Genomic DNA, 26,568 nt, shown 5'->3' with positions numbered 1-26,568 from the left:
GGCTGCCTACAGCGCGCGCCCCTCCCGATGAGCGGACGGGGTGATGCCCGACTCACGCGCGAATGCCTGCCCGCCGCCACCTGCGGGCGAGTCGAGGAGGGCCGTGACGTCTGTGGCGTCGGTGATGAGGGACGCGATGCCTTCGCGCAGGAGCCGGTGCGTGCCGGAGCTGGCGGCACTGGTTACCGGGCCGGGCACGGCGCCGACCGGGCGTCCGAGCTGCGTAGCGCGGGCGGCGACGTTGAGGGAGCTGGAGCGATAGCCGGCCTCCACGACGACGGTTGCACCGGAGAGGGCACCGAGGATGCGATTGCGGGCGAGGAAACGCCACTTGGTCGGCGCGGAGCCGGGCGGCATCTCACTGGCGAGCAGGCCGAGGTCTCCGACTCGTGCCAGCAGCTCACGATTGCCGGATGGGTAGAGGCGATCCAAGCCGCCGACCATGACGGCGAGGGTCTGCCCGCCTGTGGCGAGTGCGGCTCGGTGTGCGGCGGCGTCGATGCCGTAGGCGCCGCCGGCCACGATGATCCGCTCAGCATGGGTCAGATTGGAGGCGAGTTCGCCCGTGACGTGCTCGCCGTAACTAGTGGCGGCGCGGGCTCCGGTGATCGTGACGCGATCGTTCAGCGGCGCGGTGAGGTAGGAGACAGCGCCTCGCAGCCATAGAGCGGTGGGGGCGCGGTTGCCCAGATCGTTGAGGGCGGTCGGCCACTCATCGTCGCTGGGGATGAGGATGCGCAGCCCGAGGCGGTCAGTCTCCGCGAGTGCCTGCGTGACCGTGCGGGCATCCATTCGCGGGGCGACCTTGTTGCGCCACAGCCTGGCCTCGACCGCATCGACGTTCTTCGGGAGTGCGCCGGCACCGGCTGCCAGGCGCACGGTCTCGACCGCGCCGACCGCGGCGAGGAGCCTGCCGGTCACGGCGTCGTCGGGCTCCAAGGTCGATGCCAGGGCGACCCGTGCGGAGCGTTCGTCCTTGGCGAGAGAAGTGATCGTGACCATGCCCGGCTCCCATCCGTGTGTGCCAGACAGGTGCGCGAGCGCCGCCCGAATCCCCGGGCGCACCTCTTACGAATGTCGCCGGAGCGTCGTACTCTGGAGGGGAGGCAGATTCCTCCTTGATGTGGCGTCCCTCGCGGACAGGCCCTCGGGCCACTCTCTACGCACTGTCTCGTCACCTGACCGTGCCACGAGAGGAAACGCCATGATCCGACTGCTCTGGGCGCTCAGCGCCCACGCCCGCTACTACCTGCGGCGTTACATGCCCACCAACATCGCGCTCGACGCGATCCGCACCCGCCGCGGCCTGAAGTGGGGCATCCTCGCGATGCTCCTCGCGGTCCCGTACTTCCTCGCAGCGAACTACTGCATCACGCTGATCGAGGGCGGCGGCCCGGGCTGGCTGAACCTCCTCGTGCTCCTGTTCTGCTGGAATGCGCTCAAGTTCCTCATCATGGGCCTGGTCAGTGTCATCTTGCTCGTCCGCGCCCGCGTCCAGGAGGCCGTCGAGCGTCGCCGCCCGCCGCATGAACGAGGCACAGTCCCTCAAGTACCCGATGGCGAGTGTGGCGTGATGGGCGCCGTGATCTACACCCGCAGCGCACGCCCGAACTGGGCAACCCACGCTCACCAGCGGGCCGCCTGCCAATGCCTGGCCGCCGAGCTCGGCTACGAGGTCAGCGGCGAGTTCCACGACAACGGCCGGACACGACCCGCGCTCGACCAGGCCCTCGCCACCATCCGCGACGGGCAGGCATCGGCGCTCATCGTCGCGGACCTCTACCGACTCAGCCGACCGTCTACCGAGTTCGCCCGCATCATCGAGGCGCTGGACGAGGCCGACGTGCCCCTCTACGTCGTCGGGCAAGGCCGCGTGAGCCTTCCCGCGACTCCCGAGCTCGGCATCATGCTGGCGATCGCCGAGTACGAGGCCAAGCACTCCGAGGAGGACTTCACTCTGTAACCGCCACCCGACGTCCCCGAGGGCGGATGGTCGCACCTGCTGCGGCCACCGCCCTCTTCACTGCCCCCTGACTCACCCCGAAATGCAGACCAACCTCCATCAAGGTCATCCCGCCCTCGTAGAGCCTCACAGCCTCGCACGTGTGCTCCTCAGCCAGCCCTCGCACGCGCATCGGGACGGAACGGCGGACGAGGTGCGCGGCCACCGTTCGGTGGTAGACGCCGAACCGCTCACCGAGCTGCGCTAGCGTCATGCCCTGCTCGTACAGCGCCACCAGCTCATCAACCTCGGCGGCGCTCAGAGAGGTTTGAGTCTTCCCAACTGACCGCACCACACGACCCCGCGAGTCGGTCACCGAGGGTTCGGATGGCCGTTCGCTACGCTCGTAGGCACCCCGAGACAGGCGAGAAGCCACGGTTTTCAGGGCCGGGCCAGGGTTCTCAAACTCTCTACGGAGGTGCACGAGACGCGAACCGTCCGACCCAGCCGGGTGCGAGCCGCGCGCGAGACCTACGCCGCCTGTCGGGAACATTTCCGGCCGCTGTGGCGTCATGCTGAAGGAGACCGTCGCCACGAGCGTGACGGCCCGATCACTGGGAGAGACCACGATGAGCAACCCGATCTTCGATCGCGTCGACCGGGAGGCGCAGCGCGGCTACGCCGGCTTCGGCCAGCAGCGCACGCCCGACCTGTCCGCAGGCCAGCTGCAGGACATGTATGCCGCGCCGCCGGTCATCCCCGCGCACGAGCGCCGCCTCACGCTGGACGACGTGATGATGAAGGCCCTGCTGCTGTTCGGCATCGTCATCGGCGTGGGCGCCGTCAGCTGGTACGCCTCGGCCATGATGCCCGCCACCAGCCTCGTCCTGCTCTTCGGCGGGATGATCGGCACGCTGGTCCTCGGCCTCGTCATCGCCTTCAAGAAGGCCATCAGCGTCCCGCTGATCGTGACCTACGCCGTGCTGGAAGGTGCCTTCGTCGGCGCCCTCAGCCAGAACTTCGAGCGGGCCTACGACGGTGCCGTCCCGACCGCCATCCTCGCGACGCTCTGCGTCTTCGGCGCGATGTTCGCGGGCTGGAAGGGCGGCTTCATCAAGGTCACCGACAAGTTCCGCCGCATGATGGGCATGGCGCTCATCGGCTACGCGATCTTCGCCCTCATCAACCTCGGCGCCGCGCTCCTGGGCGTCGGCGGCGGCTGGGGCTTCGGTGGCAGCGGTCCGATCGGCATCGGGATCTCGCTGTTCGCGACCGGCCTCGCGGCCTTCACCCTCGCGCTCGACTTCGACTCGATCGACAACGCCGTCCGCTCCGGCGCCCCGGAGAAGTACTCCTGGCTGCTGGCGCACGGTCTCGTCGTGACCGTCGTCTGGCTCTACATCGAGATGCTTCGCCTCATCGGGCGCTTCCGCGACTGAGCATGACCGCGATCCCTGACGAGGTCAGGGTCGAGCTGGAGCGCGTGGTCCGGCGGTGGCAGCAGCTGCCGCTGGACCACGCGCTTCGCGCGTCCGGACCGGTGCGCGAGCTCGCCCAGGCCCTGGCCGACGAGGTGGCCGACGCCGAGGCGCGACCCCGCGAGACGCTGCCCGAGCTCGGCCCGGCGACCCTGCTGCACCAGCTCCAGGTGTGCACCTACGACGCCGCCCGCCTGCACCCCGAGGGGCGGCAGGCGGGCGGCATACGGACGCTCGCGGAGCGTCTCGCGCAGGTGCGGCGCGAGATCAGCTGAGGCGCTCGTAGATGATGGCCATGCCCTGGCCGCCACCCACGCACATCGTCTCCAGGCCGTAGGTCAGGTCGCGGGCCTGCAGCGAGTGCAGCAGCGTCGTGGTGATGCGCGCGCCGGTCGACCCGAAGGGGTGGCCGAGCGCGATGGCGCCGCCGTTGACGTTGAGCTTGTCGAGGTCCATGCCGAGGTCGTCGGCGCTCGGGAGCACCTGCGCGGCGAAGGCCTCGTTGATCTCGTATAGGTCCAGGTCCCCGATGGTCATGCCGGCGCGGGCCAGGGCCTGGCGGGACGCCTCGACGGGGCCGAGGCCCATGATCTCGGGGGACAGGGCGCTGACGCCCGTGGAGACGATCCGGGCGAGCGGGGTCAGGCCCAGCTCCTTGGCCTTGTCGGCGGCCATCACGACCACGGCCGCGGCGCCGTCGTTGAGCGGGCAGCAGTTGCCGGCCGTGACCGTGCCGTTCTCGCGAAAGACCGGCTGCAGGGTCTGGACCTTGTCGAGGGTGACGCCGGCGCGGGGGCCGTCGTCGGTGGAGACGACCGTGCCGTCCGGCAGGGTGACCGGCGTGATCTCCTCGGCGAAGAAGCCGCTCTTGATGGCCTCCTCGGCGAGGTTCTGCGAACGGACGCCCCACTCGTCCTGACGCTCGCGCGAGACGCCGCGCAGGGTCGCGACGTTCTCGGCGGTCTGGCCCATCGTCAGGTAGACGTCGGGCAGCAGGCCCTCCTCGCGGGGGTCGCTCCAGGTGGTGTTGTCCTGGGCGATGCGCTTCATGCGCTCCTCGGCGTCCTTGAAGCGGGGGTTCTTGTCGCCGTCGTCCGAGCCGCCGGCGCCGGCGAAGCTCTTGTAGCGGGAGACGCACTCGACGCCGCCGGAGACGAACACCTCGCCCTCGCCGGCGCGGATCGCGTGGAAGGCCATGCGGGTCGTCTGCACGGAGCTGGCGCAGAACCGGTTGACGGTCGCGGCGGGCACGTGGTCGAGGTCGGCGAGGATCGCGACGACGCGGGCCATGTTGGCGCCGTGCTCGCCGGACGGCTCGGCGCAGCCGAGGTAGAGGTCGTCGATGAGCGAGCGGTCGAGGCCGGGGACCTTGTCGAGCGCGGCCCGCACGACGTGGGCGGCGAGGTCGTCCGGGCGGACGTCCTTGAGCGAGCCCTTGAAGGCCCGGCCGATCGGGGTCCGTGCGGTCGAGACGATGACGGCGTCCTGCATGCGGCACTCCTTCGTGTCGTGCGGGTTCACTACCCGCAGGTATGCCGAGAGGTTAGCCCGGCTGCGGCTCGTCGGTCACGCTCGCGCCAGGCGGGGTGGCCGACGTCACCTGGGGTCGCCGCAGCCGGCCCACGTCCGGGCGGCGCAGTCGACGCAGCACGGCGCGACGGGTGCGCGTGGTCCGCGACAGGCCCCCGCCGGTGTCCTCCGTCTCGGCCTCGGCGCTCACCTCGGTGCCGGGGTGGGCGACGGCGTGGACGGCGGCCACGTGCAGCGGTCCGACGCCCTCGCCGCGCGACACCTCCAGGGGGCGGTCCGACTCGGGCCACAGGCCGAGCGCGGACGCGACGGACGGCAGGATCGCCGACGCCGCCCGGGCGTAGCCCGCCGCCGAGGGGTGGAACTGGTCCTTGGAGAACATCAGCGCCGGCTCGGCGAGGAAGTCCGGACCGATGAGATCGCCGAGCGACACCGTGCGGGCGCCCGCCTCGACGGCGGCCACCGTCTGCGCGGCCGCGAAGTCCCGCGACCACCGGCTGACGAGCCACCGCAGCGGCTGGGGGAGGGGCTCGACCGTGCCGAGGTCGGGGCAGGTGCCGACGATGACGGTGGCGCCGCGCGACCGCAGCACCGTGATGGTCTCGGCGAGGTGTCCCACGGCCTCGGGCACGTCCTTGCGGTGGGTCACGTCGTTGCCACCGACGACCACGACCACGACGTGCGGCTCGGGCGCGCGGGCCAGGAGGTCCTCGAGCTGGGCGGGCAGGTCGGTCGACTCGGCGCCCACGACGGCGGCGTTGGTGAGACGGACCGGCCGCCCGGCGATCGCGGAGATGCCGTGGGCCAGGGTGGCGCCGATCGTCTGGCGGCGGTGGTCGACGCCGAGCCCTGCGGCCAGCGAGTCGCCCAGCACGCCGAGCTCGATGGGGTCGCCGAGGCCGGCGCCATAGACGTCGGAGTCCGGCGGCGCGGTCTCGAAGGGCTTGCCCACGACCCGCCGCACCATGCGCGCCTCGACCTTGAGGATGCCGTAGCCGGCCGCCCCCACCCCCGCCGCCCCGGCGAGGCCGTAGCCCCCGCCCCGCGCGATCCTCGTCCCCAGACCCAGTGTCCCCACCTCGTTCGCCGCGTCGATGTCCCTTCAAGGGTAAGCAAACTCGGTTACCTGTCGGTAATGCCCGAGGCGCATCACCTGGCTTCTCCGAGTTCGGCTTCCGTTCACGTCAGGGTGGCCGCGGTGATGCTCGGCACGAGTCGAATGGACGTCTGGCGCAGGCGACTCCCGCTGCTGCGCCGACGACGTGCAGGGGGCCCCGATGGACAGCGACGCACCTCCGCGCCGCCCTGACGAGCACGTCGCGGTCCTGCCGGGCTGGTGGACCACGGTGCAGCAGGCCGAGCAGCAGGCGCTGCAGCTGACGCGCGGCACCGACGTGGTCACTGCGGCCACCCATGTCGTCGACGGCATCGCCCTCGTGACCGCGCAGGTCGCGGGTCCGCACCGGTGGTCCAGCGCCTCGCACCGCGACCACGACCGTTGGGCCGTCATGGCGCGCGACGCCGTCGCCGACCACGAGGCGCGGTATGGCGGGCGGCTGTTCGTGTTTCCCGGCCAGTGCACCCTCGCGGGGGCGATGACGGCGGGGCGGGTGCTGGCGGAGACCGTGATCGACGAGCTCGTCGTCCCCGGCCACCCCGGCCGGATCGACCCCGAGGCCCGGATCGAGGGCCTGGACTTCGTGCGGCCGGTCTATCGCCAGGGGCAGGTCGTCCTGACGCTGCGCCCGATCGGGCCGGGTCTGTTCACCCCGTTCGAGCGGCCGCGGACGGCCGGGGCGCTGCGCCCGAGCATCTGACGCGCCGGAGCATCTGACGCGCCGGAGCGTCTGACGCACCCGACCGCTCGGCGCGCGGGAGGGGCCGACGGTCGACGTGGGGCCACGGGGCCTGCCCAGGTTCGTCCCCCTTTGCCAGACTGCCAGGACACGCCCGATCGAGGAGGATCCATGGCAGACGAGCTCGTCCGCGTCGACCGCACCGGCGACGTCACGACGGTGACGATGACCAGCCCGAGGCAGCGCAACGCCCTGTCGGTCGACATGATGCGCGCGCTGCGCGACGCCCTCGCCGAGGCGGGCAGCACCGACACCCTCGCGGTGGTGCTGGCCGCGGAGGGCCCGGTGTTCAGCGCCGGCCACAGCTTCCGCGACATGGTGGGAGCCACGTCCGAGGACGTCACCGAGCTGTTCGAGCTGTGCACGTCGCTGATGGACACCGTCCAGGCCATGCCGCAGCCCGTGATCGCCCGCGTGCACGCCCTCGCCACGGCCGCCGGCTGCCAGCTCGTCGCGACCTGCGACCTGGCGGTGGCGGCCGAGACGGCGGGCTTCGCGCTGCCGGGAGGCCGCGGCGGGTTGTTCTGCCACACCCCGCTGGTGGCGGTGGCGCGCAACGTCGGTCGCAAGCGCGCCCTCGAGATGGCCCTGTCCGGCGACGTCGTGGACGCGGGCACCGCCCTGGAGTGGGGTCTGGTCAACGCGGTCGTCCCCGAGGACGAGCTGGACGAGGCGGTGGCCGCCCTGGTCGCTCGCGTCACCCGTGGCAGCGCCGCCCAGCGCGCCGCAGGCAAGAGGCTCTTCTACGCCCAGGTCGGCCGGGACCAGTCCGAGGCCTATGCGATGGCGATCGCCGCGATGGCGGACGGCGCGGTGGGGGTCGACGGCCAGGAGGGCATGACCGCCTTCCTGGAGAAGCGGCACCCTCGCTTCACCAGCACCCCGCAGGGTTGATCGGCCGCCTGGGTCTGGACACGTCAGGCCGGACCCCTCAGGTTCGACAGCTCTGGCCCGTCAGGTCAGGCCCGACGGCTGAGCGTCGACGGCTCAGGCCCGGCGGCTCAGACGCGCAGGTCGAGGAGCATGGTCTCGGCCGTGCCGTCGTGCCCCACCGTGCGATAGCCGAGCCGGCCATAGAGGTTGACCGCCTCGTTGCCGTCCTCCACCGACAGGCTGGCTCCGGCATACCCCGCGGTCCGGAGCCGGTCGGCGAGCCGCTCAAGCAGGGCTCGTCCGACCCCCTCGCGGCGGTAGTCCTCGAACACCGTGACGCTCACCTCGGGCACGGTGTCGGCGACGTAGCCGTAGCCCGGGTCCTGCGCCGAGAACGTCCGGGCCCAGGCGACGCCGACGGTCTCGGTGCGCGTCTGGGCGACCACGCCGAGGTCGCCGCCGCGGTGCCCGAAGTCGGCGAAGTAGTGCGCCAGCCGGGGGTTCTCGCGGACCTCCGCACGGCTGGTGCGGTGCCGCAGCCAGTTGACGTTGACCCACGTGGCGACCTCGAGGAGCTCCTCGTCGGCGGTCGTGGCGTCGCGCCACTCCAGCTCGTCCAGCAGGGAGGTCGGGTCAGGCTGCGGGGCGTCGTCCATGGCGCGCACGATAGCCGAGGGTTCAGGCCCCTCCGCGCTGCAGCATGACGAACTCCCGCGGCGAGTAGCCCGTCGCCGTGCGGAAGTCGCGCGAGAAGTGCGCCTGGTCGGCGTACCCCAGGTCGGCGGCCACGTCGGCGAGGCTGCCCTCGTGGTGACGCAACCGGTCGGCCGCCTCGTGCAGCCGGCGACGACGGACGAGCCACAGCGGGGTGAGCCCTAGCCGGCGCTCGGTGAGGCGCTGCAGCGTCCGCTCGGACAGGCCCACCCGCTCGCACAGCTGGGTGACCGTGAGGACCGAGCCGTCCTCCTCGACGGTGCGGACGACGTCGTTCACCAACCGGTCCTCGACGTCCGGAGGGCCCAGGCGGGCGACCCGGTCCTCCACCAGCCGGCGGCCGACGGCGTGGGCTGCCTCGTCGCTCGGGTCCTCGCTCATCACGGCTCGCAGCGCCTCGGGCAGGTCCCCGAGCAACGGGACGGTGGCCAGGTCGACATACCGGTCGGTGATCCCGCTGACCGGCCCACCCAGGAGCGGCGTGCCGGCGGCGGGTGCGAGCATCACGCCGAAGGCCCACCCGCGTCCCTCCAGGACCGTGATCGACAGGCCTCGCCGCGGGCCGACGAACCGTGCGTAGACCGGCGACACGACGGCCAGGGTGACGGGGTACTGCAGGACCTTCTGCTCCCGGCGCCCTCGCTTGGGCCGCTCGGGCCGGTCGGGCTGGTCGGAGTGGTCGGGCTGGTCGGGATCCTCCGGCACGTCCCACACCGGCACCCAGTAGCGCCTGATCCAGCCCTGCAGCGCGTCCGGCGGGAGATAGCGGCTGATCACGAAGCTGTCGTCCGCCGGGTCGCGCAGGTGCGCCCGGTCGATGTCGTCGGTCGCCCGGCCCGGCTGTCGGGAATCGTCAAGACGGCCCATGCCCGCCGAGCCTAGCGTCGGGGTGTCCGGTCCAGACGTGCCCCGCCGTCTCGACTCCCCATCTGCCGAGGAGGCCCTCATGACCACCACCACCCACCCGACCACCAGGACCGACGACAACCCCACCCTCGCGAGCTGGCGGCAGCACGCCGAGCCCTTCACGGCGGTCGTCGTGGCGGCGACCGACTGGGACGCCGCCAGCCCGTGCGAGGGATGGACCGCCACCGACGTGGTGGATCACGTCGTCCAGACGGAGCGGGACTTCGTCGAGGGATGCGGCCTTTCCCTGCCGGTCACCGCCGAGGGATCCCCGGCCGACCGGTGGGCCGCGCACGAGACGGCCGTGGCCGCGCTGCTGGCGGACCCGGCCGTGGGGGACCAGGCGTTCGACGGCCACTTCGGCCCCACGACCGTGGGCGCCACCCTCACCCGCTTCTACGGCTTCGACCTGCTGGTGCACCGCTGGGACATTTCACGCTCCCAGGGCCGCGACGAGGTCCTCACGGATGCCGAGCTCGACGAGATCGACGCCGCCGTGGACGGATTCGGCGAGCACGCCTACGCACCCGGCATCTTCGCCCGACCCGTCGAGGTGCCCGAGGGGGCGGACCGGTGTGCCCGCGTCCTGGCGCGGACGGGCCGCCGAGCCTGAACCCGAGCCTCACCCGGTCCATGGTGTGCGCCGAGGGCTACGATTGCGCACATGACGACGATCGCCGCGCGAGAGCTGCGCAACCACACCGGCGCGCTCCTCGCCCGCGTCGCGGCGGGTGAGCGACTCACCATCACCCACCGCGGCGAGCCCGTGGCCGAGCTGACCCGGCCGGGACGTCGTCGTCGTGGCTACCTCCAGCGGGACGAGGTCCTTGCCGTCCTGGCACCCGGGCGGGGAGGGTCCTGGACGCAGGACCAGGCCTGGATCGGCGCAGGCAGCACCGACGACCTCGGTCCGATCCGGTGACAGCGGCGGGCCTGCTGGACACGAGCGTCTGGATCGCCGGCGAGGTCGGGCGCCCCGTCACCGCCGAGGCACTGCCCGAGCGCTCGTACGTCTCCGTGATCACCGTCGCGGAGATCGAGGCCGGCGTCCTCGCAGCCGGCGACGTCGAGACCCGAGCCGCACGCATGGCGACGGCCACGGCGCTCGCCATGGTCGAGGCGCTCCCGGTCGACGAGGCGGTGGCGCGGGAGTGGGCGCGGATGCGCGTCCTGCTCCGTGACGCCGGACGACGCGTCAACGTCAACGACCTCTGGATCGCAGCCACCGCCCGGGCCAACGACCTGCCCGTCTACACCCAGGATGATGACTTCGACGTGCTGGGCGAGGTCTGCGGGATCCGGGTGGTGCGCGTCTGACCCGTGGTCGGCAGTGGCCGCGTCTCGGTCAGGCGCGGGGCGGCTCGACGGTCGTCTGGGCGGGCAGGTCGTCCGAGGAGACCAGGCCGACGGGGCAGGTGTAGCCGTTGGGCCCGTGGTTGCAGTAGCCGCCGGGGTTCTTGTGGAGGTACTGCTGGTGGTAGTCCTCGGCGAAGTAGAACGGGCCCGCGTCCTCGGCCGAGCGCAGCTCCGTCGTCACGTGGCCGTGGCCGCGCGAGGTGAGCAGCCCGTCGAAGGCGTCGCACGCCGCGCGGGCCTGGGCCTCCTGCAGGGGGGTGGTCCAGTAGATCGCCGAGCGGTACTGCGTGCCGATGTCGTTGCCCTGGCGGTTGGCGGTCGTGGGGTCGTGGTTCTCCATGAGGGTGGCGACGATCCGGTCGGCGCCGACCTGCGCCGGGTCGTAGGCCACGAGCACCATCTCGGTGTGCCCCGTGCGACCGCTGCACGTCTCCTCGTAGGTCGGGTTGGGGGTGAACCCGCCCATGTAGCCCACCGCGGTGCCGACCACGCCGGGCAGCTTCCAGAAGATGCGCTCCAGCCCCCAGAAGCACCCGCCCGCGACATACAGGATCTCGGCGGGGGAGCCGCCGGCGGTGGTCCAGGGACCGGTGAGCGGGGCATCGAGGACCGTATGACGGGCCGCCAGCCCGCCCATCGGGGTGTCGCGCCCGGGCAGGGCCTCGGCGGGGGTGACCATCACGGGGGTGGAACGACCGAAGATCATCCCCCTATCCTCCCACGCTCAGTGCGGGGCGTCGGGCGCTGCCGCGGGGATGGGACGCCGCAGCCGCTCGCGGATGTCGATGAGCGCCTTGGCGTGCTCCTGCAGGGCGAGGTCCTCGGGGCGCTGGGGGTTCCACGAGCGGACGTGCTGCTTGTGGCCGTCCTCGTCGAGGGCCACGAGCACCATGGTGCAGTGGGTCGTCGTGCGCATCTCGCCGGTGCGCGGGTTGCCGGAGCGCACGTGCACGGACACGTGCATGCTGGAGTGGCCGGTGTAGATGAGGCGGGCCTCCACCTCGACCACGGCCCCGATGAGCAGGGGGCGGTAGAAACGGACGCCGCCGGCGTAGACCGCGATCACGCTGCCGCGGTGCCAGCGCTCGGCCACCAGCGTCGCCGCCTCGTCGATCCACCGCATGACGATGCCGCCGTGGACCTTGCCGCCCCAGTTGACGTCGGTCGGCGCCGCCATGAAGCGCAAGGTCTCGCGGCAGGCGTCCGTGTCCTCGGTGTAGCGCTGACGCTCCATGTCGGCCTCGATGGCCCGGCGACCCTCGATGCGGCTCTGCGCGAGGGCCTGCTGCTCCCGCTCCCAGTCGTCCTCGGGCACGAACTCCGGCACCGCCGCCGGTCGCCCGTCCTCACCCATCGAGACGAAGACCAGCAGGCACTGGGTGTTGATCGTGAGCGTCCCGTCGCGCGGGTCGCCGGACGAGACGGTCGCCACGATGTGCATCGACGAGCGCCCGGTGTGGACCACGCGGGACTGCACCTCCACCAGGTCGCCGACCTCGACGGGGCGGGTGAAGTGGATGTTGCCGACATACGCCGTCACGCAGTAGGTGCCGGACCACCCTGCGGCACAGGCATATCCGGACTTGTCGATCCACTCCAGCATGCGGCCGCCGCCCACCCGGTCGCGGACGTTGCCGTCGGTCGGTGCCGCCATGAAGCGGAGGGTCACGCTGCGCTGGGTGCCGGGCATGGCCCCAGGCTAGTGACCCGCACGCACAACGAGGTATCGGCCCAGGTCGATGTGGCGGCTGGCGCCGTTGTGCGTGTGAGCTCGTTCGATGCGGGTGGATAGCCTGGCGACCATGTCCCGAGTGCTGTGCGTCGATGTCGGCTCGACCTTCACCAAGGCGGTGGTCGTCGAGACGGGGACGGGCGAGCTGCTGGCGCGGGCCGAGACGCCGACCACCGTCGGGACGGACGTGCTGCACGGCTACCGCATCGTCCGTGACCTCGCCGAGGCGCAGCTGCCGGACGGCGCAGGGGAGATCGACGACGTGCTCCTGTGCTCCAGCGCGGGCGGGGGGCTGCGGCTGGCGGTGGTGGGATACGAGCGGACGGTCACGGCCGAGGCGGGGCACCGGGTCGGGCTGTCCGCGGGGGCCAAGGTCGTGCACGTCAGCGCGGGGGAGCTCGACGCACAGGGCATACGTGACCTGCGGGATGCCCGCCCCGACGTGGTCCTCCTGGTCGGCGGGACCGACGGGGGCAACGCAGAGGTGCTGCGGCACAACGCGACTCGCCTGGCGCGGGCGCGCGTGACCATGCCGATCGTGGTGGCCGGCAACGCCGAGGCCCGCGACGAGGTGGTCGCCATCCTGCGAGAGCGCGGTCGGCGGGTGGTCGCCACCGACAACGTCGTCCCGCGCATCGGCGTCATCGCGCCTGAGGGTGCGCGCGCCGCCATACGCGAGGTGTTCCTCGATCACGTGATCGGCGGCAAGGGCCTGTCGAGAGGGCCGACGTTCGCCGCCCTGGTGCGTGCCGCGACCCCCGACGCCGTGCTCAGCGGGGTCGAGGTGCTCTCGGCGCTGCACGACGGGGACGTGCTGGTCGTGGACGTGGGTGGGGCGACGACCGACGTCTACTCCGTCATCGAGCCGCAGGGCGAGGACGCGACGCTGCGCAAGCACGTGGTCGGCCCGATGTGGGCGATGCGCACGGTCGAGGGGGACCTCGGGATGCGGTGGAACGCCCCCACCATCGTCGACGCGGCCCCCGCGGAGGGCCTCGCGGTGAGCGAGGGACTGCGCGCGTATGCCGAGAGGGTGCACGCCGACACCGGGCACCTGCCGGCCGACGCAGACGAGCGCGGGCACGACGCGGAGCTGGCCCGGCTGGCGGCGACGATCGCGGTGCGGCGCCACGCACGACCGGACCGCCCCACCGGTGACGTCGCCCTGGTCCTCGGGTCGGGCGGGGCGCTGAGGCACGGCGGCGGTGCGGGGGAGCGGGGCAGCGTCGCGGACGCCGTCCTCGGGGCGGTCACCGGCGACTGGGCCGGCGGGTGGCGGGTGCCCGACCACGCGCGGACGGCCGTCGACCGGGACTACCTGCTGTGCGCCGTCGGCCTCCTGGCCGGCGTGGACGAGGCGGCGGCGCGCCGCGTGGCCGCACGCCTGCTGGGGTAGGCGCTCAGGCGACGTAGGGCTTGGCGTCCTTGATCTTGACCGTGATGGTCTTGCCGTTGGGGGCCTCGTAGGAAGCCTGGTCGCCCTTCTTCTTGCCGTTGATGGCGGCACCGAGGGGGGACTTCTCGGAGTAGACCTCGAGGTCCTCGTCGCCGGCCATCTCGCGGCTGCCGAGGAGGAACTTCAGGTCGTCGCCGAACAGGTCGACCGTGACGACCATGCCGGGCTCGACGATGCCGTCGTCGGGCGGGGTGTTGCCGACCTTGGCGGTCTCCAGCAGCTGCTTGAGCTGGCGGATGCGGGCCTCCATCTTGCCCTGCTCCTCCTTGGCCGCGTGGTAGCCACCGTTCTCCTTGAGGTCGCCCTCGTCACGGGCGGCCTCGATGCGCTTGGCGATGTCGGTGCGGCCGGGGCCCGACAGCTGCTCGAGCTCACCCTTGAGGCGGTCGTAGGCCTCCTGGGTCAGGAAGCTCTGCTGAGCGGTCGTCTCGGTCACGATGATTCTCCTGGTCGGTATAAGTTCGGGTCCGGACCGCAGCGACGAGGCTCGAAAGAGCCGCGCGTCAGGTCCAGACCCGGCACGAGTAAGCCTCCATTGTACCAACTGGTCCCCGCGGTGGTGCTCGCCGGGGGCTAGACGCGCGTGCAGAGCTTGACGGTGCCGGTCACGGCCCGCGAGGTCGTGCGCAGGCTGGTCTTGGTGCGCGTGGTGTCCTGGCGGTCGTCCGCCGGCACCCGCACGTGGGTCGTGCCCACCGGAGCGAAACGCACGTCCAGGGCCTCCACCTCGCAGGACACGGTCCAGCCGCGGGGCCGGGTCACCTCGAAGTCCACCATCACCGACCGGTCGTCGGCGACGCGGTAGTTGATGACCCGGTGGGTGACCACGTCCGTGGCGTTCTGGACGCCGATCCAGGCGAGGAGCGCGATCGCCGGGACGAGGATGGCTGCCGCGATCCACCACCACCGACGCGTGCCGAGCCGGGGGACGACGGGCTGCTCGAGCTCCTCGTCGTAGTCCCGCTCGTCCACGTCCGGGTAGGCGTCGTCAGGCACGTCGGCTCCTGCAGGTGGTTCGGGGCACAATGGGGTTCGCCCACCACCGTAGTCCCGCCGGAAGGACCCCTCGTGACCGACACCGCCCGTGGCCCGCTGCGGCTCATGTGCGTGCACGCCCACCCCGACGACGAGTCCAGCAAGGGTGCGGCCACCATGGCCCGCTACCGCGCGGAGGGGCACGAGGTCCTCGTCGTCACCTGCACCGGCGGCGAGCGGGGGGACGTGCTCAACGAGAAGCTCAAGGACGACCCGCACATCCAGCGCAACCTGCCCGAGGTGCGCCGCCAGGAGATGGCCAAGGCGCGCGAGATCCTCGACGTGGGCCAGGTGTGGCTGGGCTTCGTCGACTCCGGTCTGCCCGAGGGCGACCCGCTGCCCCCGTTGCCGGACGGGTGCTTCGCGCTCGAGCCGCTGGACGTCACGACCGAGGCGCTGGTCCGCGTCGTCCGGGAGTTCCGCCCGCACGTGATGACCACGTATGACGAGAAGGGCGGCTACCCGCACCCCGACCACGTCATGACCCACGTGGTGGCGATGGCGGCGTTCGAGGCGGCGGGCGACCCTGACCGCTACCCGCACGCCGGCGAGCCGTGGCAACCGCTCAAGATCTACTACAACCAGACCTTCTCCAAGGCGCGCATCACGTCCTTCCACGAGGCCATGCTGGCCGGCGGGCACAAGAGCCCCTACGACGACTGGCTCAAGGGCTGGCGCGACCGCCCCGAGCGGACCGTCACCACCAAGATCCACTGCGCGGAGTACTTCCCCGTCCGCGATGCCGCCCTCATGGCCCACGCCACGCAGGTGGACCCGGACGGCACGTGGTTCCAGGTGCCCCTCGCGATCCAGGAGCAGTCCTGGCCCTACGACGACTTCGAGGCGGCGCTGTCCTACGTGCCGATCGAGGCGGGCGAGGACGACCTGTTCGCCGGCCTCGGCACGCCCGAGGAGGCCGACGCGTTGGGTCGGCGGACGGACCTGTCCATCGCCTACGACGGCCGCGTGGCCCTCGAGGCGGAGCACGAGCGCGAGCGCGAGGAGCGAGCCTGATGAACCCCGGTGGCGGCGGCAACGACCTCTACAACCAGATCGGCCCCGGCTTCGCGGCCTTCGTGGTCGTGTTCCTGCTGGCGCTCGCGATCTGGCTGCTCGTGCGGAGCATGAACGGCCACCTGCGCCGGGTGCGCTACCGCGAGGCCGCGGAGCAGCAGGCGCAGCGTGAGCGCAACGAGCGCAGTGAGAACAGCGGGAGCCGCGAGCTCAGTGAGTTCAGTGAGCTCAATGAGCTCAATGAGCCCCGTGAGCAGGACGGGCGGCGTCCGCAGACAGGGTCCGGACGACAGGAGTAGCCTCGGCACGGTTCGTGCCGCGCAGCACGTCGCCGAGCCCGCTGTCCGCCGAGTCACCGGTGAAGGAGGTCCCCCGTGCGCAGCTCAGTCGGCAACCCGCTGTACTCCGCCTACGAGCGTCGGCTGCTCAGCCAGCTCCCCACCGAGGGCCTGCCGCGTCACGTCGGCGTCATGCTGGACGGCAACCGGCGGTGGGCGCGGGCCAAGGGCGCTGACACGGCCGAGGGCCATCAGGCCGGGGCGGACCGGATCGAGCACCTGCTGGAGTGGTGCGACGAGGTGGGTATCGAGTTCGTCACGCTGTGGCTGCTGTCCACCGACAACCTCAACCGCCCCGAGGCCGAGCTCGCGCCGCTGCTGCGCATCATCGAGGGCGCCGTCGCCTCGCTCGCCGAGCAGCAGCGGTGGCGCATCCGCCTGGTCGGGGCGCTGGACCTGCTGCCGGCCGAGACCGCCGCGCCGCTGCGGTGCGCCGAGCAGGCCACGGCCGAGCTCGACGGCCTCGTCTGCAACATCGCCGTCGGCTACGGCGGACGCCGCGAGATCGCCGACGCCGTCAAGGACCTCCTGCGGGCCGAGGCCGACAAGGGCCGCTCGCTGAAGCAGATCATCGAGACGCTCGACGTGGACCAGATCGCCGACCACCTCTACACCAAGGGCCAGCCCGACCCGGACCTCGTGATCCGCACCTCGGGGGAGCAGCGGATCGGTGGCTTCCTGCTGTGGCAGTCCATCCACAGCGAGTTCTACTTTTGCGAGGCCTACTGGCCGGACTTCCGGCGGGTCGACTTCCTGCGGGCCCTGCGGTCGTATGCCGACCGCGAACGGCGTTACGGCTCCTGAGGTCTCGCGCGCGCGGCCGCCGGCATCGCCGGGCGCACCCCTGCCCCGAGCGGTCCGTCGTCCGCGACGCCAGGGGTCCGCGCGGGTGAACTTCGGCTGAACCCCGACGCGTCGCGGCGGGATATCCCGCGCGACCACCACCGGGCGCACGTAGCGTGGCGGCATCCGGCGCATCCAGCGCACGGATGGGAAGGCCTTGACGTTGAGGGAGCCACACGAGCTCCGGACGGGGGCCGGACCCGGCGCCCCGGCGCCAGGGTCGGCCTCCGGACCGAGAGCGAGCGCGACGGCACCGTCGCGCGTGGGAGTCAGCGTGACGCAGACCAGCCATGACGAGTCGTCGGTGGACCAGCGGGGCGAGGGCGCTCCGGACGTCCCGCACGCCGAGGCCGTCGGGGACGCCGGCGCCGGACAGGGCGCGGTGGCCGAGGGGTGCCGCACCTACGTGATCGACACCTCCGTGCTCCTGTCCGACCCCCGGGCGATGCTGCGGTTCGCCGAGCACGAGGTGGTGCTCCCGGTCGTGGTCGTGACCGAGCTCGAGGCCAAGCGGCACCACCCGGAGCTCGGCTACTTCGCCCGCCAGGCGCTGCGGCTGCTCGACGACCTGCGGGTCAAGGAGGGCCGCCTGGACCACGCGGTGGCGGTCGGTGACGACGGCGGCACCCTGCGCGTCGAGCTCAACCACACCGACCCGCGCGTCCTGCCCGACGGGTTCCGTCTGGGCGACAACGACACCCGGATCCTGGCGGTGGCCAAGCACCTGTCGGACTCCGGTCGGCACGTGACGATCGTCAGCAAGGACCTGCCGATGCGGGTCAAGGCGTCCGCGGTCGGCCTGGACGCCGAGGAGTACCGCCACGAGTGGAAGGTCGACTCGGGCTGGACCGGCATCGTCGAGCTGGAGGTCGCGCCGGAGCAGCTGGACGCGCTCTACGAGAACGGCCGCGCCGAGATGCCCGAGGCCAAGGACCTGCCCGTGCACACCGGCCTGATGCTGTCCTCGGCCCGGGGCAGCGGTCTCGGCCGGGTCGGCGCCGACGGCGCGGTGCGCCAGGTGCGCGGCGACCGGGACGCGTTCGGGCTGCACGGCCGCTCCGCGGAGCAGCGGATCGCCCTGGACCTGCTGATGGACCCGGACGTCGGCATCATCTCGCTCGGCGGTCGCGCGGGCACCGGCAAGAGCGCGCTGGCGCTGTGCGCCGGGCTCGAGGCCGTCATGGAGCGCCGTCAGCACCGCAAGGTCATCGTCTTCCGCCCGCTCTACGCCGTCGGTGGCCAGGAGCTCGGCTACCTCCCCGGCACCGAGAACGAGAAGATGGGGCCCTGGGCGCAGGCGGTCTTCGACACCCTGGGGGCCGTCGTCTCCACCGAGGTCGTCGAGGAGGTCATCGACCGTGGCCTGCTCGAGGTGCTGCCGCTCACGCACATCCGCGGACGGTCGCTGCACGACGCGTTCGTCATCGTCGACGAGGCCCAGTCGCTCGAGCGCAACGTGCTGCTCACGGTCCTGTCCCGCATCGGCCAGAACTCCCGCGTCGTCCTCACCCACGACGTGGCGCAGCGCGACAACCTGCGGGTCGGTCGGCACGACGGCGTCGCGGCGGTCATCGAGACCCTCAAGGGGCACCCCCTCTTTGCCCACGTCACGCTCACCCGCAGCGAGCGCAGCCCGATCGCGGCCCTCGTCACCGACCTGCTGGAGGGCCTCGAGATCTGACAACCGTGCGGGGACGGGGCGCCACGGGGCAGGGGTGTTCCGCTCAAGGGAACCCCGCACTGAGGAGTGCCTAACCTCGGGCGTAGCGTGGCCCGCATGAGGCCCACCGACACCCTGCAGTCCGTCCCCACGAGACGACCGGTGCGGCTGACCCTGGTCGACCTGCCGCTCGTGGCGCGACGACGCCTCGCGGAGCTGGGCCTGCGCGCCGGCGCCACCGTCGAGGTCGTCCACCGCACGGCGGGCGGCGGTCGCGTCGTGGCGGTGGCCGGCTCGCGGATCGCGCTCGACCGGGCCACGGCGCACGGCATACAGGTCCTCGTGGTCGAGGAGGCTCCGGTCGTATGACGCAGGCCCCGCCCCTCCCGGCCGCGCCCGGTGCCGGCGCGGCCGCCGCCGGCTCCACCACGGTCGCCCACATCACCGCGAGCAGCGTCCCGAGCTGCCACAGCGACGCAGGGGGCCCGGCCGCGGCCCCGGGCACGCCCGTCGTCGCGCTCGCGGGCTCGCCCAACGTCGGCAAGTCGACGTTGTTCAACGCGCTCACCGGCGCCCGTCGCCAGATGGGCAACTGGCCCGGGACGTCCGTCGAGGTCGGGCGCGGCGCCTGGCGGATGGGGCACGCCGCCGCGGGGGGCGGCACCGGGGGCGGGGACGAGCCCGCCGGCCCGGTCGCCGAGGTCGACCTCGTCGACCTGCCCGGCGCCTACAGCCTCGACCCCGCCTCGCCGGACGAGGAGCTCACCCGGGCGTTGCTGATCGACAAGCCTCCCGCCGAGCGCCCCGACGTGGTGGTCGTCGCGGCCGACGCGGCGCACCTGGCGCGCAGCCTCTATCTCGTGGCCCAGGTGCGCGAGCACGCCCTGAGGGTCGTGGTGGCCCTCACCATGGGCGACGTCGCCGAGCGCCGCGGGATCCACGTCGACGCCGACCGCCTTGCGGCGGCCCTGGGCGTGCCGGTCGTGGAGGTCGACCCGCGTCGGCGCACGGGGCTGGACCCTCTCGCGGAGGTCGTCGTCCAGACCCTGGCCCGGCCCGTGCCGGCGACCCGTCCTGGCGCCGCTTCCGGCATACGGCCTCGGCACCCCGACGACTCCGACGACTCCGAGCTGATGCTCGCCGACGACCGGTTCGCGTGGGTCGAGGCCGCCGTGGAGGCTGCGGCCAGCCACAGCGGCGAGGTGAGGGTCGGGTGGACCGACCGCGTCGACGGGATCGTGACGCACCGCGTCTGGGGACCGCTGGTCTTCCTGGCCGCCATGTGGGTCGTCTTCCAGCTCACGACGACCGTCGCCGCACCGATGCAGGACTGGCTCGACGGCCTGTTCACCGGCCCGATCAGCGACGGCGCCGGCTGGCTGCTCGAACGGATCGGTCTGGGGGACAGCCCGGTTCGCGGCTTCGTCGTCGACGGTCTCATCGCCGGCGTCGGGATGCTCCTGACCTTCGTGCCGCTCATGGCGCTGATGTTCGCGCTGCTGTCGCTGCTCGAGGACTCGGGCTACATGGCGCGGGCCGCCGTCGTCACGGACCGGTTGATGCGGGCGATCGGCCTGCCGGGGCGGGCCTTCCTGCCGCTCGTGGTGGGGTTCGGGTGCAACGTGCCCGCCATCGCCGCCACCCGCACGCTGCCCAACGCGCACCACCGCACCATGACCGCACTGCTCGTGCCGCTCACCTCGTGCACGGCGCGACTCACCGTCTACGTCCTGCTGGCCACGACCTTCTTCCCGCAGCAGGCAGGCACCGTCGTCTTCGCGATGTACCTCCTGTCGATCGTCCTCGTCGTCCTGCTCGGCCTCGCGCTGCGCTCGACCGTGTGGCGGCGCGTGGGGGACGAGCCGCTGATCCTCGACCTCCCGCCCTACCAGCTGCCGCAGCTGCGGCTCATGACCTCGCAGACCTGGGTGCGGCTGCGCGGCTTCCTGCAGACCGCCGGCGGCATCATCGTCGCCACCGTGGTCGCGATCTGGCTGCTGCAGGCCACCCCGATGCCGGGCAAGGGGTCGTTCGGCGAGGTGGAGGCGTCGGACTCCGTCTACGCCGCCGGCGCCTCCGCGGTCGCCCCCGTCTTCGCGCCCGCGGGCTATGGCGAGTGGCGGACGTCGTCGGCGCTGGTCGTCGGCTTCGTCGCCAAGGAGGCCGTGATCTCCTCCTGGGCCCAGACCTATGCCGTGTCCGAGCCGGACAGCGAGCGGGAGCCGGGTCGGCTGGGCGACGTCATCCGGGAGGACTTCGAACGCTCGTCCGGCGGTCACGGCACCGCGGCGGCTCTGGCGTTCATGGTGTTCCTGCTGGCCTACACCCCCTGCGTCGCCACCCTCGCCGCGCAGAAGCGCGAGATCGGCTGGCGCTGGACGGTGTTCGGGATCGCGGTGCAGATGACGATGGCCTGGACGCTGTCGGTGCTCGTGTTCCAGGTCGGGCGGCTGGTCGTATGACGGTCCCGGGCTCCACCTCGCCCGCCGCAAGCCCGACCGTCTCGTCGGGCGGGCCGTTGCGGCAGGTGCTGGCGGCTTTCGCGTCGGGGGCGTCGTCCCTGGACGCGATCTCGCGCGCGACGGGGCTGTCGCGCGCGTCCGTCGACGCCGCCGTCGACCACCTCGTGCGGATGGGCCGCATCGAGGCGCGCGAGCTTGCGACGGGGTGCCCAGACGGCGGCTGCGGGTCGTGCGCCTCCGGCTCGTCCGACGGGGACGCCGGCTGCGGTGCGGACGGCCCGTCGCGGCGCCGATCCGGCCCGGTCCTCGTCCAGCTGACCCTGCGCCGCCGCTAGCCCCTCGCTGGCGCGGGGACCGGGAGGAGTCGAGGTGGTGGGGCGGTGGACGGGCGGGCCTGGCGGGAGCCGCGAGGGACGAGCGGCGGATGGAAGGCCGCCGCCCCGCCACCTCAGCTCCTGGGGCCGGCAGCGGGCGAGGTGTCAGAGCTTGCGCAGGAGCACGCGGCGCACCGAGTGGTCCTCGCCCTTGGTGAGCACGAGGCTCGCGCGCCCACGTGTGGTCACGACGTTGTCCTCGAGGTTGGGGCCGTTGATCTCCTCCCAGATCCGCAGTGCCGTGGCCCGCGCCTCGGCGTCCGACAGGTCGGCATACCGCCGGAAGTAGGACGCCGGGTCGGCGAAGGCCGTCTGCCGCAGCTTGAGGAAGCGGTCGACGTACCACTTCTTGATGTGGTCCATCCGTGCGTCGACGTAGACGGAGAAGTCGAAGAAGTCCGAGACGGCGAGGCCGAGGCGCCCGTCGCGGCGGGGCTGGGGGGCCTGCAGGACGTTGAGCCCTTCGACGATGAGCACGTCGGGCTGCTCCACGACGACCTGCTCGCCCGGGACGATGTCGTAGACGAGGTGGGAGTAGACGGGGGCCTGCACGGACGGCGCCCCGGCCTTGACGGCGGCCACGAACTTCAACAGCGCCCGCCGGTCGTAGGACTCCGGGAATCCCTTGCGGTGCATGAGGCCTCGCTCGGCGAGCACCGAGTTGGGATAGAGGAAGCCGTCGGTGGTGATCAGCTCGACCTTGGGGGTGGACGGCCACCGGCGGAGCAGGTCGCGCAGCAGGCGGGCGGTCGTGGACTTGCCGACCGCGACCGACCCGGCGACGCCGATCACGAACGGCGTCGGCGGGGGCGTCGACTCCATCAGGAAGCTGCTGGTGACGCGGTGCAGCTGGGAGGTGGCGTCGACGTAGAAGGAGAGCAGGCGCGACAGGGGGAGGTAGACCTCCTCGACCTCCTGCAGGTCCAGCGGCACGCCGGTGCCCTGGATGCGGGCGAGGTCGGCGGCGTCGAGCGAGAGGGGGTGCCGATCCCGCAACCGGGCCCACGCGGCCCGGTCCATCTCGACGTACGGGGTCGAGACCGGCGCGACGGCAGCGTTGGACGACACCCCGACATTGTGGCCCATGAGCAGGTATGACGCCCCGCCGCCTCGCGCACGTGGGGGTTTCTCGCGTGGTGAGGGCCTCCGGCCGGTTATCGTGTGCCGCATGTGTGGAATCGTGGGATACGTCGGCCCCCAGGTGGATGACAAGGCTCAGCAGGTCGTCCTCGAGGGGCTGGCCCGGCTCGAGTACCGCGGCTACGACTCGGCGGGCATCGCGCTGGTCGGGCCCGACGGGGTCTCGTCGGCCAAGAAGGCCGGCAAGCTCGTCAACCTCACGACCGAGCTGGAGGCGCACCCCCTCGGGGCCGCCAGCACCGGCATCGGCCACACCCGGTGGGCGACGCACGGTGGACCCACCGACCAGAACGCCCACCCGCACCGCGGTGGCGACGACCGCAAGATCGCGGTGGTGCACAACGGCATCATCGAGAACTTCCACGCGCTCAAGACCCAGCTGCTCGCCGAGGGTGCGGAGTTCCTGTCCGAGACCGACACCGAGGTCGCGGCCCAGCTGCTGGCCAAGGCCTACGACGGTGACCTGACGGCCGCCATGCTCGACGTGGTCAACCGCCTCGAGGGCGCGTTCACTCTGCTCGCCGTCCACGCGGACCACCCCGGCACGGTCGTCGCGGCCCGCCGCAACAGCCCCCTGGTCATCGGCCTCGGCGAGGGCGAGAACTTCCTCGGCTCCGACGTCGCCGCGTTCATCGGCTACACCAAGTCGGCCATGGAGGTCGACCAGGACCAGCTGGTCGTCATCACGCCCGAGGACGTGCAGGTCATGGGCTTCGACGGCACGCCGGCCCAGGGCAAGAGGTTCGAGGTCACCTGGGACGCCGAGGCGGCCGAGAAGGGCGGGCACTCGTCCTTCATGGAGAAGGAGATCCTCGAGCAGCCCAAGGCCATCGCCGACACCCTGCTCGGGCGCACCGACGAGGACGGCAAGCTCGTGCTCGACGAGATGAACATCGACCCCGAGCGCCTCAGGGCCATCGACAAGATCATCATCGTGGCCTGCGGCACCGCGTTCTACTCCGGGCTGTCCGCCAAGTACGCCATCGAGCACTGGACCCGCATCCAGACCGAGGTCGAGCTGGCGCACGAGTTCCGCTACCGCGACCCGGTCGTGGACGATCGCACCCTCGTCGTCTCGATGTCCCAGTCGGGCGAGACGATGGACACCCTCATGGCGGTCAAGCACGCCAAGGACCTCGGCGCGCTCACGGTCTCCATCTGCAACACCTACGGCGCGACCATCCCGCGCGAGTCCGACGCCGCGCTCTACACCCACGCCGGCCCCGAGATCGCCGTCGCGTCCACCAAGGCCTTCACCGCCCAGATCGCGGCCTGCTACCTGCTCGGCCTCTACCTCGCGCAGCTCCGCGGCGGCACCTATGCCGAGGACGCGCAGGCCGTCATGCGCGAGCTCGCCGAGATCCCGCAGCACGTCGACACGGTGCTGGGCTCCATGGACCGCGTCCGCGAGATCGCGCGCTTCATGTCCGACACCCGCTCGGTGCTCTTCCTGGGACGCCACGTCGGCTACCCGATCGCCCTCGAGGGCGCGCTCAAGCTCAAGGAGATCGCCTACATCCACGCCGAGGGCTTCGCCGCCGGCGAGCTCAAGCACGGCCCGATCGCCCTGATCGAGCCCGGCCAGCCGGTGTTCATCGTCATGCCCGCGCAGGACAGCCCCTACGACCTGCACGCCAAGGTCGTCTCCAACATCCAGGAGATCCGCGCCCGCGGTGCCCGCACCCTGGTCATCACCGAGGAGGGCGACGAGGCGGTCCGGCCGTTCGCCGACGAGGTCATCGAGGTGCCCCGCACCAGCGTCATGATGATGCCGCTGCTGTCGATCATCCCGCTGCAGGTCTTTGCCTGCGAGCTCGCCACCGCCAAGGGGCTGGACGTCGACCAGCCGCGCAACCTCGCCAAGTCCGTCACCGTCGAGTGACGGCGGGCGTCGGCATACGAGCAGGTCGTCCATGATCCTGGGCGTGGGGATCGACGTCGTCGACGTCGAGCGCTTCGCGCGCACCCTCGAGCGGGCCCCGGGCCTGCTCGAGCGGTTGTTCACGCCCGAGGAACGCGGCCTGCGCACCGAGTCGACCGCCGCCCGCTTCGCCGCCAAGGAGGCGCTGGCCAAGGCGCTCGGATCGCCCGGCTCGCTCAGCTGGCAGGACGCGACGGTCGTGCGGGGCGAGCACGGCCGACCCTACTGGCAGGTACGCGGCAGCGTGCAGGACCGGATGGACGACCTGGGCGTGACTAGGCTGCACCTGTCCCTGTCCCACGACGCGGGCGTGGCCTCGGCGTTCGTCATCGCCGAGAGGTGACACACTCGGCCGGTCCCGCTCCGGCGATCGCAAGGAGGCCCGAGATGATCCACGCCTGGTCGGTCGACGACGTCCGTGCCGCGGAGGCGCGTGCCATGGCGCAGCTCCCCGACGGCGAGCTGATGCAGCGGGCCGCCACCGGTCTGGCCCAGGTCGTCGCCGCGCGCCTCCCGGACGACACCAGCACTCAGCCGCTCGTCGTCGCGCTCGTCGGCGGCGGCAACAACGGCGGGGACGCCCTGTGGGCCCTCGCGCACCTCGCGGACCTGGTGGGGGAGCCGCTCGACCTGGTCGCCGTGCTCACCACCGAGACGCCGCACGAGGAGGGCCTGCGCGCCGCGCGCCGGGCCAAGGTCGAGGTCCTCGACGCCACGGGCCAGGGGAGCAGGGGCAGACGCAAGGCCGAGCCCAAGGGCCGGGCCAAATCGGTCGAGGCCCTGGGCGTCGCCGACGTGGTCCTCGACGGCGTCCTCGGGATCGGCGGTCGGCCCGGGCTGCCCGACCTGGTCACCGAGCTCCTCGACGCCATCGGTGACGACGCCCACGTCATCGCGGTGGACGTGCCCTCCGGCACCGACCCCATGGGCGAGCTGGTCGGCGGCACAGGGGTGTTCGCCGACGAGACGGTGACCTTCGGGTGCGCCAAGCCCGTCCACGTGCTCGGGACCGCCGGCCGCTGCGGCCTGCTCACGGTGGTCGACATCGGCCTCGACCTCGCCACGCTCCCCGCGGCGGAGCGGCTCGACCACGACGACGTCGCCGCGCTGTGGCCCACGCCCGGGCCCGAGGACGACAAGTACTCCCGCGGCGTGGTGGGTGTCGTGGCCGGCGGCGAGGTCTACACCGGAGCCCCGCTGCTCAGCGTCACGGCCGCGGTCTGCGCGGGGGCGGGGATGGTGCGCTACGTCGGTCCGCCCGGTCCCACGCAGCTCGTCCGTGCCGAGGTCCCCGAGGCCGTGCACGGGCCCGGCCGCGTGCAGGCCTGGGTCGTCGGGCCCGGTCTCGACGCGCACCCGCACTCCTGGGACCAGCTGGGTCTGGCGCAGGTCGAGGCCGCCCACCGCGCCCTCGACAGCGAGCTGCCCTGCCTCGTCGACGCCGGCGGGCTGGACCTGCTCGACGGCCCCCGCACCCAGGCCGGCGCCCGCACCCTGCTGACGCCCCACGCCGACGAGCTGGCCCGCCTGCTCGCCCGTCTCGACCCCGACGCGTCCGAGCTCGACCGGGCCGGCGTCGTCGCCGAGCCGCTGCGCTGGGCCCGCCGCGCCGCCGAGCTGCTGCGAGCGACGGTGCTGCTCAAGGGATCCACCACGTATGTCGTCGCGCCCCCCGCCTCCGGCCTCGCCGTCCGGGCGCAGGCCGACGCCCCCGCGTGGGCGGGCACGGCGGGGTCGGGCGACGTCCTCGCGGGGCTCGCCGGCACCCTGCTCGCGTCCGGGCTGGACCCCGTCGACGCCGGGTCCCTCGCCGCGCTCGTGCACGGGGTCGCCGCCCACGACGCCAACCCAGGCGGCCCGGTCCGCGCGCTCGAGATCGCCCAGCAGGTGCCTGCCACCGTCGCGCGGCTCCTCGCCCGCGCCTCGGAGGTGGGGTGA

The 26,568-nt window shown here is 72.4% G+C and carries 29 protein-coding genes; 19 read left to right on the top strand and 10 right to left on the bottom strand.

All coding sequences use genetic code 11. From position 1 onward, the window contains the following. Window positions 1–6 precede the first annotated feature (6 nt). Window positions 7–1,002, bottom strand: coding sequence for a DNA-processing protein DprA (locus tag B4K29_RS17375; RefSeq protein WP_144317176.1), 996 nt, complete (start codon window positions 1,000–1,002; stop codon window positions 7–9). Window positions 1,003–1,204: 202 nt separating this feature from the next. Between B4K29_RS17375 and B4K29_RS18375 the strand changes: the two genes are divergently transcribed. From B4K29_RS18375 to B4K29_RS17355, 3 genes are all read left to right on the top strand, one after another. Then, a complete protein-coding gene (locus B4K29_RS18375) occupies window positions 1,205–1,963 on the top strand; it encodes a recombinase family protein (RefSeq protein WP_275702903.1) in 759 nt (252 codons plus the stop codon). 608 nt (window positions 1,964–2,571) lie between these two features. Further along, window positions 2,572–3,381, top strand: a complete 810-nt coding sequence (locus B4K29_RS17360) for a Bax inhibitor-1/YccA family protein (protein ID WP_286968369.1) — start codon at window positions 2,572–2,574, stop codon at window positions 3,379–3,381. 2 nt (window positions 3,382–3,383) lie between these two features. Further along, complete coding sequence (locus B4K29_RS17355; RefSeq protein ID WP_239264387.1) at window positions 3,384–3,695, top strand: hypothetical protein; 312 nt, start codon at window positions 3,384–3,386, stop codon at window positions 3,693–3,695. Here B4K29_RS17355 and B4K29_RS17350 read toward each other — a convergent pair. Beyond that, entirely contained in the window at window positions 3,688–4,911 is a 1,224-nt protein-coding gene (locus B4K29_RS17350) for an acetyl-CoA C-acetyltransferase (RefSeq protein WP_286959188.1), read from the bottom strand. The two genes, B4K29_RS17355 and B4K29_RS17350, sit on opposite strands and share 8 nt — an antisense overlap. A 52-nt stretch (window positions 4,912–4,963) precedes the next feature. Then, window positions 4,964–6,028: an SGNH/GDSL hydrolase family protein gene (locus B4K29_RS17345; protein ID WP_029211353.1), complete on the bottom strand. Its 1,065-nt coding sequence runs from the start codon at window positions 6,026–6,028 to the stop codon at window positions 4,964–4,966. 199 nt (window positions 6,029–6,227) lie between these two features. Between B4K29_RS17345 and B4K29_RS17340 the strand changes: the two genes are divergently transcribed. Both B4K29_RS17340 and B4K29_RS17335 read left to right on the top strand, forming a co-directional pair. Further along, entirely contained in the window at window positions 6,228–6,767 is a 540-nt protein-coding gene (locus B4K29_RS17340) for a hypothetical protein (RefSeq protein WP_019285488.1), read from the top strand. Between the two features lie 150 nt (window positions 6,768–6,917). Beyond that, a complete protein-coding gene (locus B4K29_RS17335; protein WP_019285489.1) occupies window positions 6,918–7,700 on the top strand; it encodes an enoyl-CoA hydratase-related protein in 783 nt (260 codons plus the stop codon). A gap of 107 nt (window positions 7,701–7,807) precedes the next feature. Here B4K29_RS17335 and B4K29_RS17330 read toward each other — a convergent pair whose 3' ends face one another. Both B4K29_RS17330 and B4K29_RS17325 read right to left on the bottom strand, forming a co-directional pair. Continuing rightward, the gene (locus B4K29_RS17330) at window positions 7,808–8,335 is read right to left on the bottom strand and encodes a GNAT family N-acetyltransferase (protein ID WP_019285490.1); all 528 of its coding nucleotides are present in this window, start codon (window positions 8,333–8,335) and stop codon (window positions 7,808–7,810) included. A 22-nt stretch (window positions 8,336–8,357) separates the two neighbouring features. Continuing rightward, window positions 8,358–9,260 (bottom strand): helix-turn-helix transcriptional regulator, encoded by a 903-nt coding sequence (locus B4K29_RS17325; RefSeq protein WP_029211355.1) that lies wholly within the window; start codon window positions 9,258–9,260, stop codon window positions 8,358–8,360. Window positions 9,261–9,339: 79 nt separating this feature from the next. On the opposite strand from B4K29_RS17325, the gene B4K29_RS17320 reads away from it, so the two are divergent. From B4K29_RS17320 to B4K29_RS17310, 3 genes are read left to right on the top strand one after another with little or no spacing between them, the layout of a single operon-like run. After that, window positions 9,340–9,912, top strand: a complete 573-nt coding sequence (locus tag B4K29_RS17320; RefSeq protein WP_029211356.1) for a maleylpyruvate isomerase N-terminal domain-containing protein — start codon at window positions 9,340–9,342, stop codon at window positions 9,910–9,912. Between the two features lie 51 nt (window positions 9,913–9,963). Next, complete coding sequence (locus B4K29_RS17315; RefSeq protein ID WP_029211357.1) at window positions 9,964–10,221, top strand: type II toxin-antitoxin system Phd/YefM family antitoxin; 258 nt, start codon at window positions 9,964–9,966, stop codon at window positions 10,219–10,221. Continuing rightward, complete coding sequence (locus B4K29_RS17310; RefSeq protein ID WP_051274071.1) at window positions 10,218–10,616, top strand: PIN domain-containing protein; 399 nt, start codon at window positions 10,218–10,220, stop codon at window positions 10,614–10,616. Before B4K29_RS17315 ends, B4K29_RS17310 begins: the two co-directional genes overlap by 4 nt. Before the next feature lie 28 nt (window positions 10,617–10,644). Here B4K29_RS17310 and msrA read toward each other — a convergent pair whose 3' ends face one another. Both msrA and B4K29_RS17300 read right to left on the bottom strand, forming a co-directional pair. Continuing rightward, window positions 10,645–11,361, bottom strand: a complete 717-nt coding sequence (gene msrA, locus B4K29_RS17305) for a peptide-methionine (S)-S-oxide reductase MsrA (protein ID WP_019285494.1) — start codon at window positions 11,359–11,361, stop codon at window positions 10,645–10,647. Window positions 11,362–11,379: 18 nt separating this feature from the next. Further along, the gene (locus tag B4K29_RS17300; protein WP_286959194.1) at window positions 11,380–12,345 is read right to left on the bottom strand and encodes an acyl-CoA thioesterase; all 966 of its coding nucleotides are present in this window, start codon (window positions 12,343–12,345) and stop codon (window positions 11,380–11,382) included. A 112-nt stretch (window positions 12,346–12,457) separates the two neighbouring features. Between B4K29_RS17300 and B4K29_RS17295 the strand changes: the two genes are divergently transcribed. Further along, window positions 12,458–13,783, top strand: a complete 1,326-nt coding sequence (locus tag B4K29_RS17295) for a glutamate mutase L (RefSeq protein WP_239264397.1) — start codon at window positions 12,458–12,460, stop codon at window positions 13,781–13,783. 4 nt (window positions 13,784–13,787) lie between these two features. Here B4K29_RS17295 and greA read toward each other — a convergent pair whose 3' ends face one another. Both greA and B4K29_RS17285 read right to left on the bottom strand, forming a co-directional pair. Continuing rightward, the gene (greA, locus tag B4K29_RS17290; protein WP_029211361.1) at window positions 13,788–14,279 is read right to left on the bottom strand and encodes a transcription elongation factor GreA; all 492 of its coding nucleotides are present in this window, start codon (window positions 14,277–14,279) and stop codon (window positions 13,788–13,790) included. A 137-nt stretch (window positions 14,280–14,416) separates the two neighbouring features. Next, complete coding sequence (locus B4K29_RS17285) at window positions 14,417–14,839, bottom strand: DUF4307 domain-containing protein (protein WP_019285499.1); 423 nt, start codon at window positions 14,837–14,839, stop codon at window positions 14,417–14,419. 105 nt (window positions 14,840–14,944) lie between these two features. On the opposite strand from B4K29_RS17285, the gene mca reads away from it, so the two are divergent. From mca to B4K29_RS17250, 7 genes are all read left to right on the top strand, one after another. Continuing rightward, on the top strand, window positions 14,945–15,892 hold the full coding sequence (mca, locus tag B4K29_RS17280) for a mycothiol conjugate amidase Mca (RefSeq protein WP_037213412.1): 948 nt from the start codon (window positions 14,945–14,947) through the stop codon (window positions 15,890–15,892). Continuing rightward, window positions 15,892–16,191 carry a hypothetical protein gene (locus B4K29_RS17275; protein WP_286959195.1) on the top strand — a complete coding sequence of 100 codons (300 nt, stop codon included), beginning with the start codon at window positions 15,892–15,894 and terminating at the stop codon, window positions 16,189–16,191. Before mca ends, B4K29_RS17275 begins: the two co-directional genes overlap by 1 nt. Before the next feature lie 75 nt (window positions 16,192–16,266). Then, window positions 16,267–17,034: an isoprenyl transferase gene (locus B4K29_RS17270; protein ID WP_019285502.1), complete on the top strand. Its 768-nt coding sequence runs from the start codon at window positions 16,267–16,269 to the stop codon at window positions 17,032–17,034. A 484-nt stretch (window positions 17,035–17,518) separates the two neighbouring features. After that, window positions 17,519–18,754 (top strand): PhoH family protein, encoded by a 1,236-nt coding sequence (locus tag B4K29_RS17265; RefSeq protein WP_240483965.1) that lies wholly within the window; start codon window positions 17,519–17,521, stop codon window positions 18,752–18,754. Window positions 18,755–18,850: 96 nt separating this feature from the next. Further along, entirely contained in the window at window positions 18,851–19,102 is a 252-nt protein-coding gene (locus B4K29_RS17260) for a FeoA family protein (protein ID WP_051274072.1), read from the top strand. After that, the gene (feoB, locus tag B4K29_RS17255) at window positions 19,099–21,195 is read left to right on the top strand and encodes a ferrous iron transport protein B (protein ID WP_286957908.1); all 2,097 of its coding nucleotides are present in this window, start codon (window positions 19,099–19,101) and stop codon (window positions 21,193–21,195) included. Before B4K29_RS17260 ends, feoB begins: the two co-directional genes overlap by 4 nt. Next, window positions 21,192–21,530, top strand: coding sequence for a FeoC-like transcriptional regulator (locus B4K29_RS17250; RefSeq protein WP_019285506.1), 339 nt, complete (start codon window positions 21,192–21,194; stop codon window positions 21,528–21,530). Before feoB ends, B4K29_RS17250 begins: the two co-directional genes overlap by 4 nt. A 144-nt stretch (window positions 21,531–21,674) precedes the next feature. On the opposite strand, the gene coaA is transcribed toward B4K29_RS17250, so the two are convergent. Further along, a complete protein-coding gene (gene coaA / locus B4K29_RS17245) occupies window positions 21,675–22,655 on the bottom strand; it encodes a type I pantothenate kinase (RefSeq protein WP_029211368.1) in 981 nt (326 codons plus the stop codon). Window positions 22,656–22,737: 82 nt separating this feature from the next. On the opposite strand from coaA, the gene glmS reads away from it, so the two are divergent. The 3 genes from glmS to B4K29_RS17230 are packed head-to-tail and all read left to right on the top strand — an operon-like array spanning window position 22,738 to window position 26,568. Further along, on the top strand, window positions 22,738–24,591 hold the full coding sequence (gene glmS, locus B4K29_RS17240; protein WP_286968368.1) for a glutamine--fructose-6-phosphate transaminase (isomerizing): 1,854 nt from the start codon (window positions 22,738–22,740) through the stop codon (window positions 24,589–24,591). Between the two features lie 31 nt (window positions 24,592–24,622). Beyond that, complete coding sequence (locus B4K29_RS17235) at window positions 24,623–24,973, top strand: holo-ACP synthase (RefSeq protein WP_286959199.1); 351 nt, start codon at window positions 24,623–24,625, stop codon at window positions 24,971–24,973. 44 nt (window positions 24,974–25,017) lie between these two features. Next, window positions 25,018–26,568 carry a bifunctional ADP-dependent NAD(P)H-hydrate dehydratase/NAD(P)H-hydrate epimerase gene (locus tag B4K29_RS17230; protein WP_286968367.1) on the top strand — a complete coding sequence of 517 codons (1,551 nt, stop codon included), beginning with the start codon at window positions 25,018–25,020 and terminating at the stop codon, window positions 26,566–26,568.

The organism is Arsenicicoccus sp. UBA6765, from assembly GCF_002453335.1.
In the GTDB taxonomy this organism is placed as follows: domain Bacteria; phylum Actinomycetota; class Actinomycetes; order Actinomycetales; family Dermatophilaceae; genus Arsenicicoccus; species Arsenicicoccus bolidensis.
This window is presented reverse-complemented; position numbering and strand designations above follow the sequence as displayed.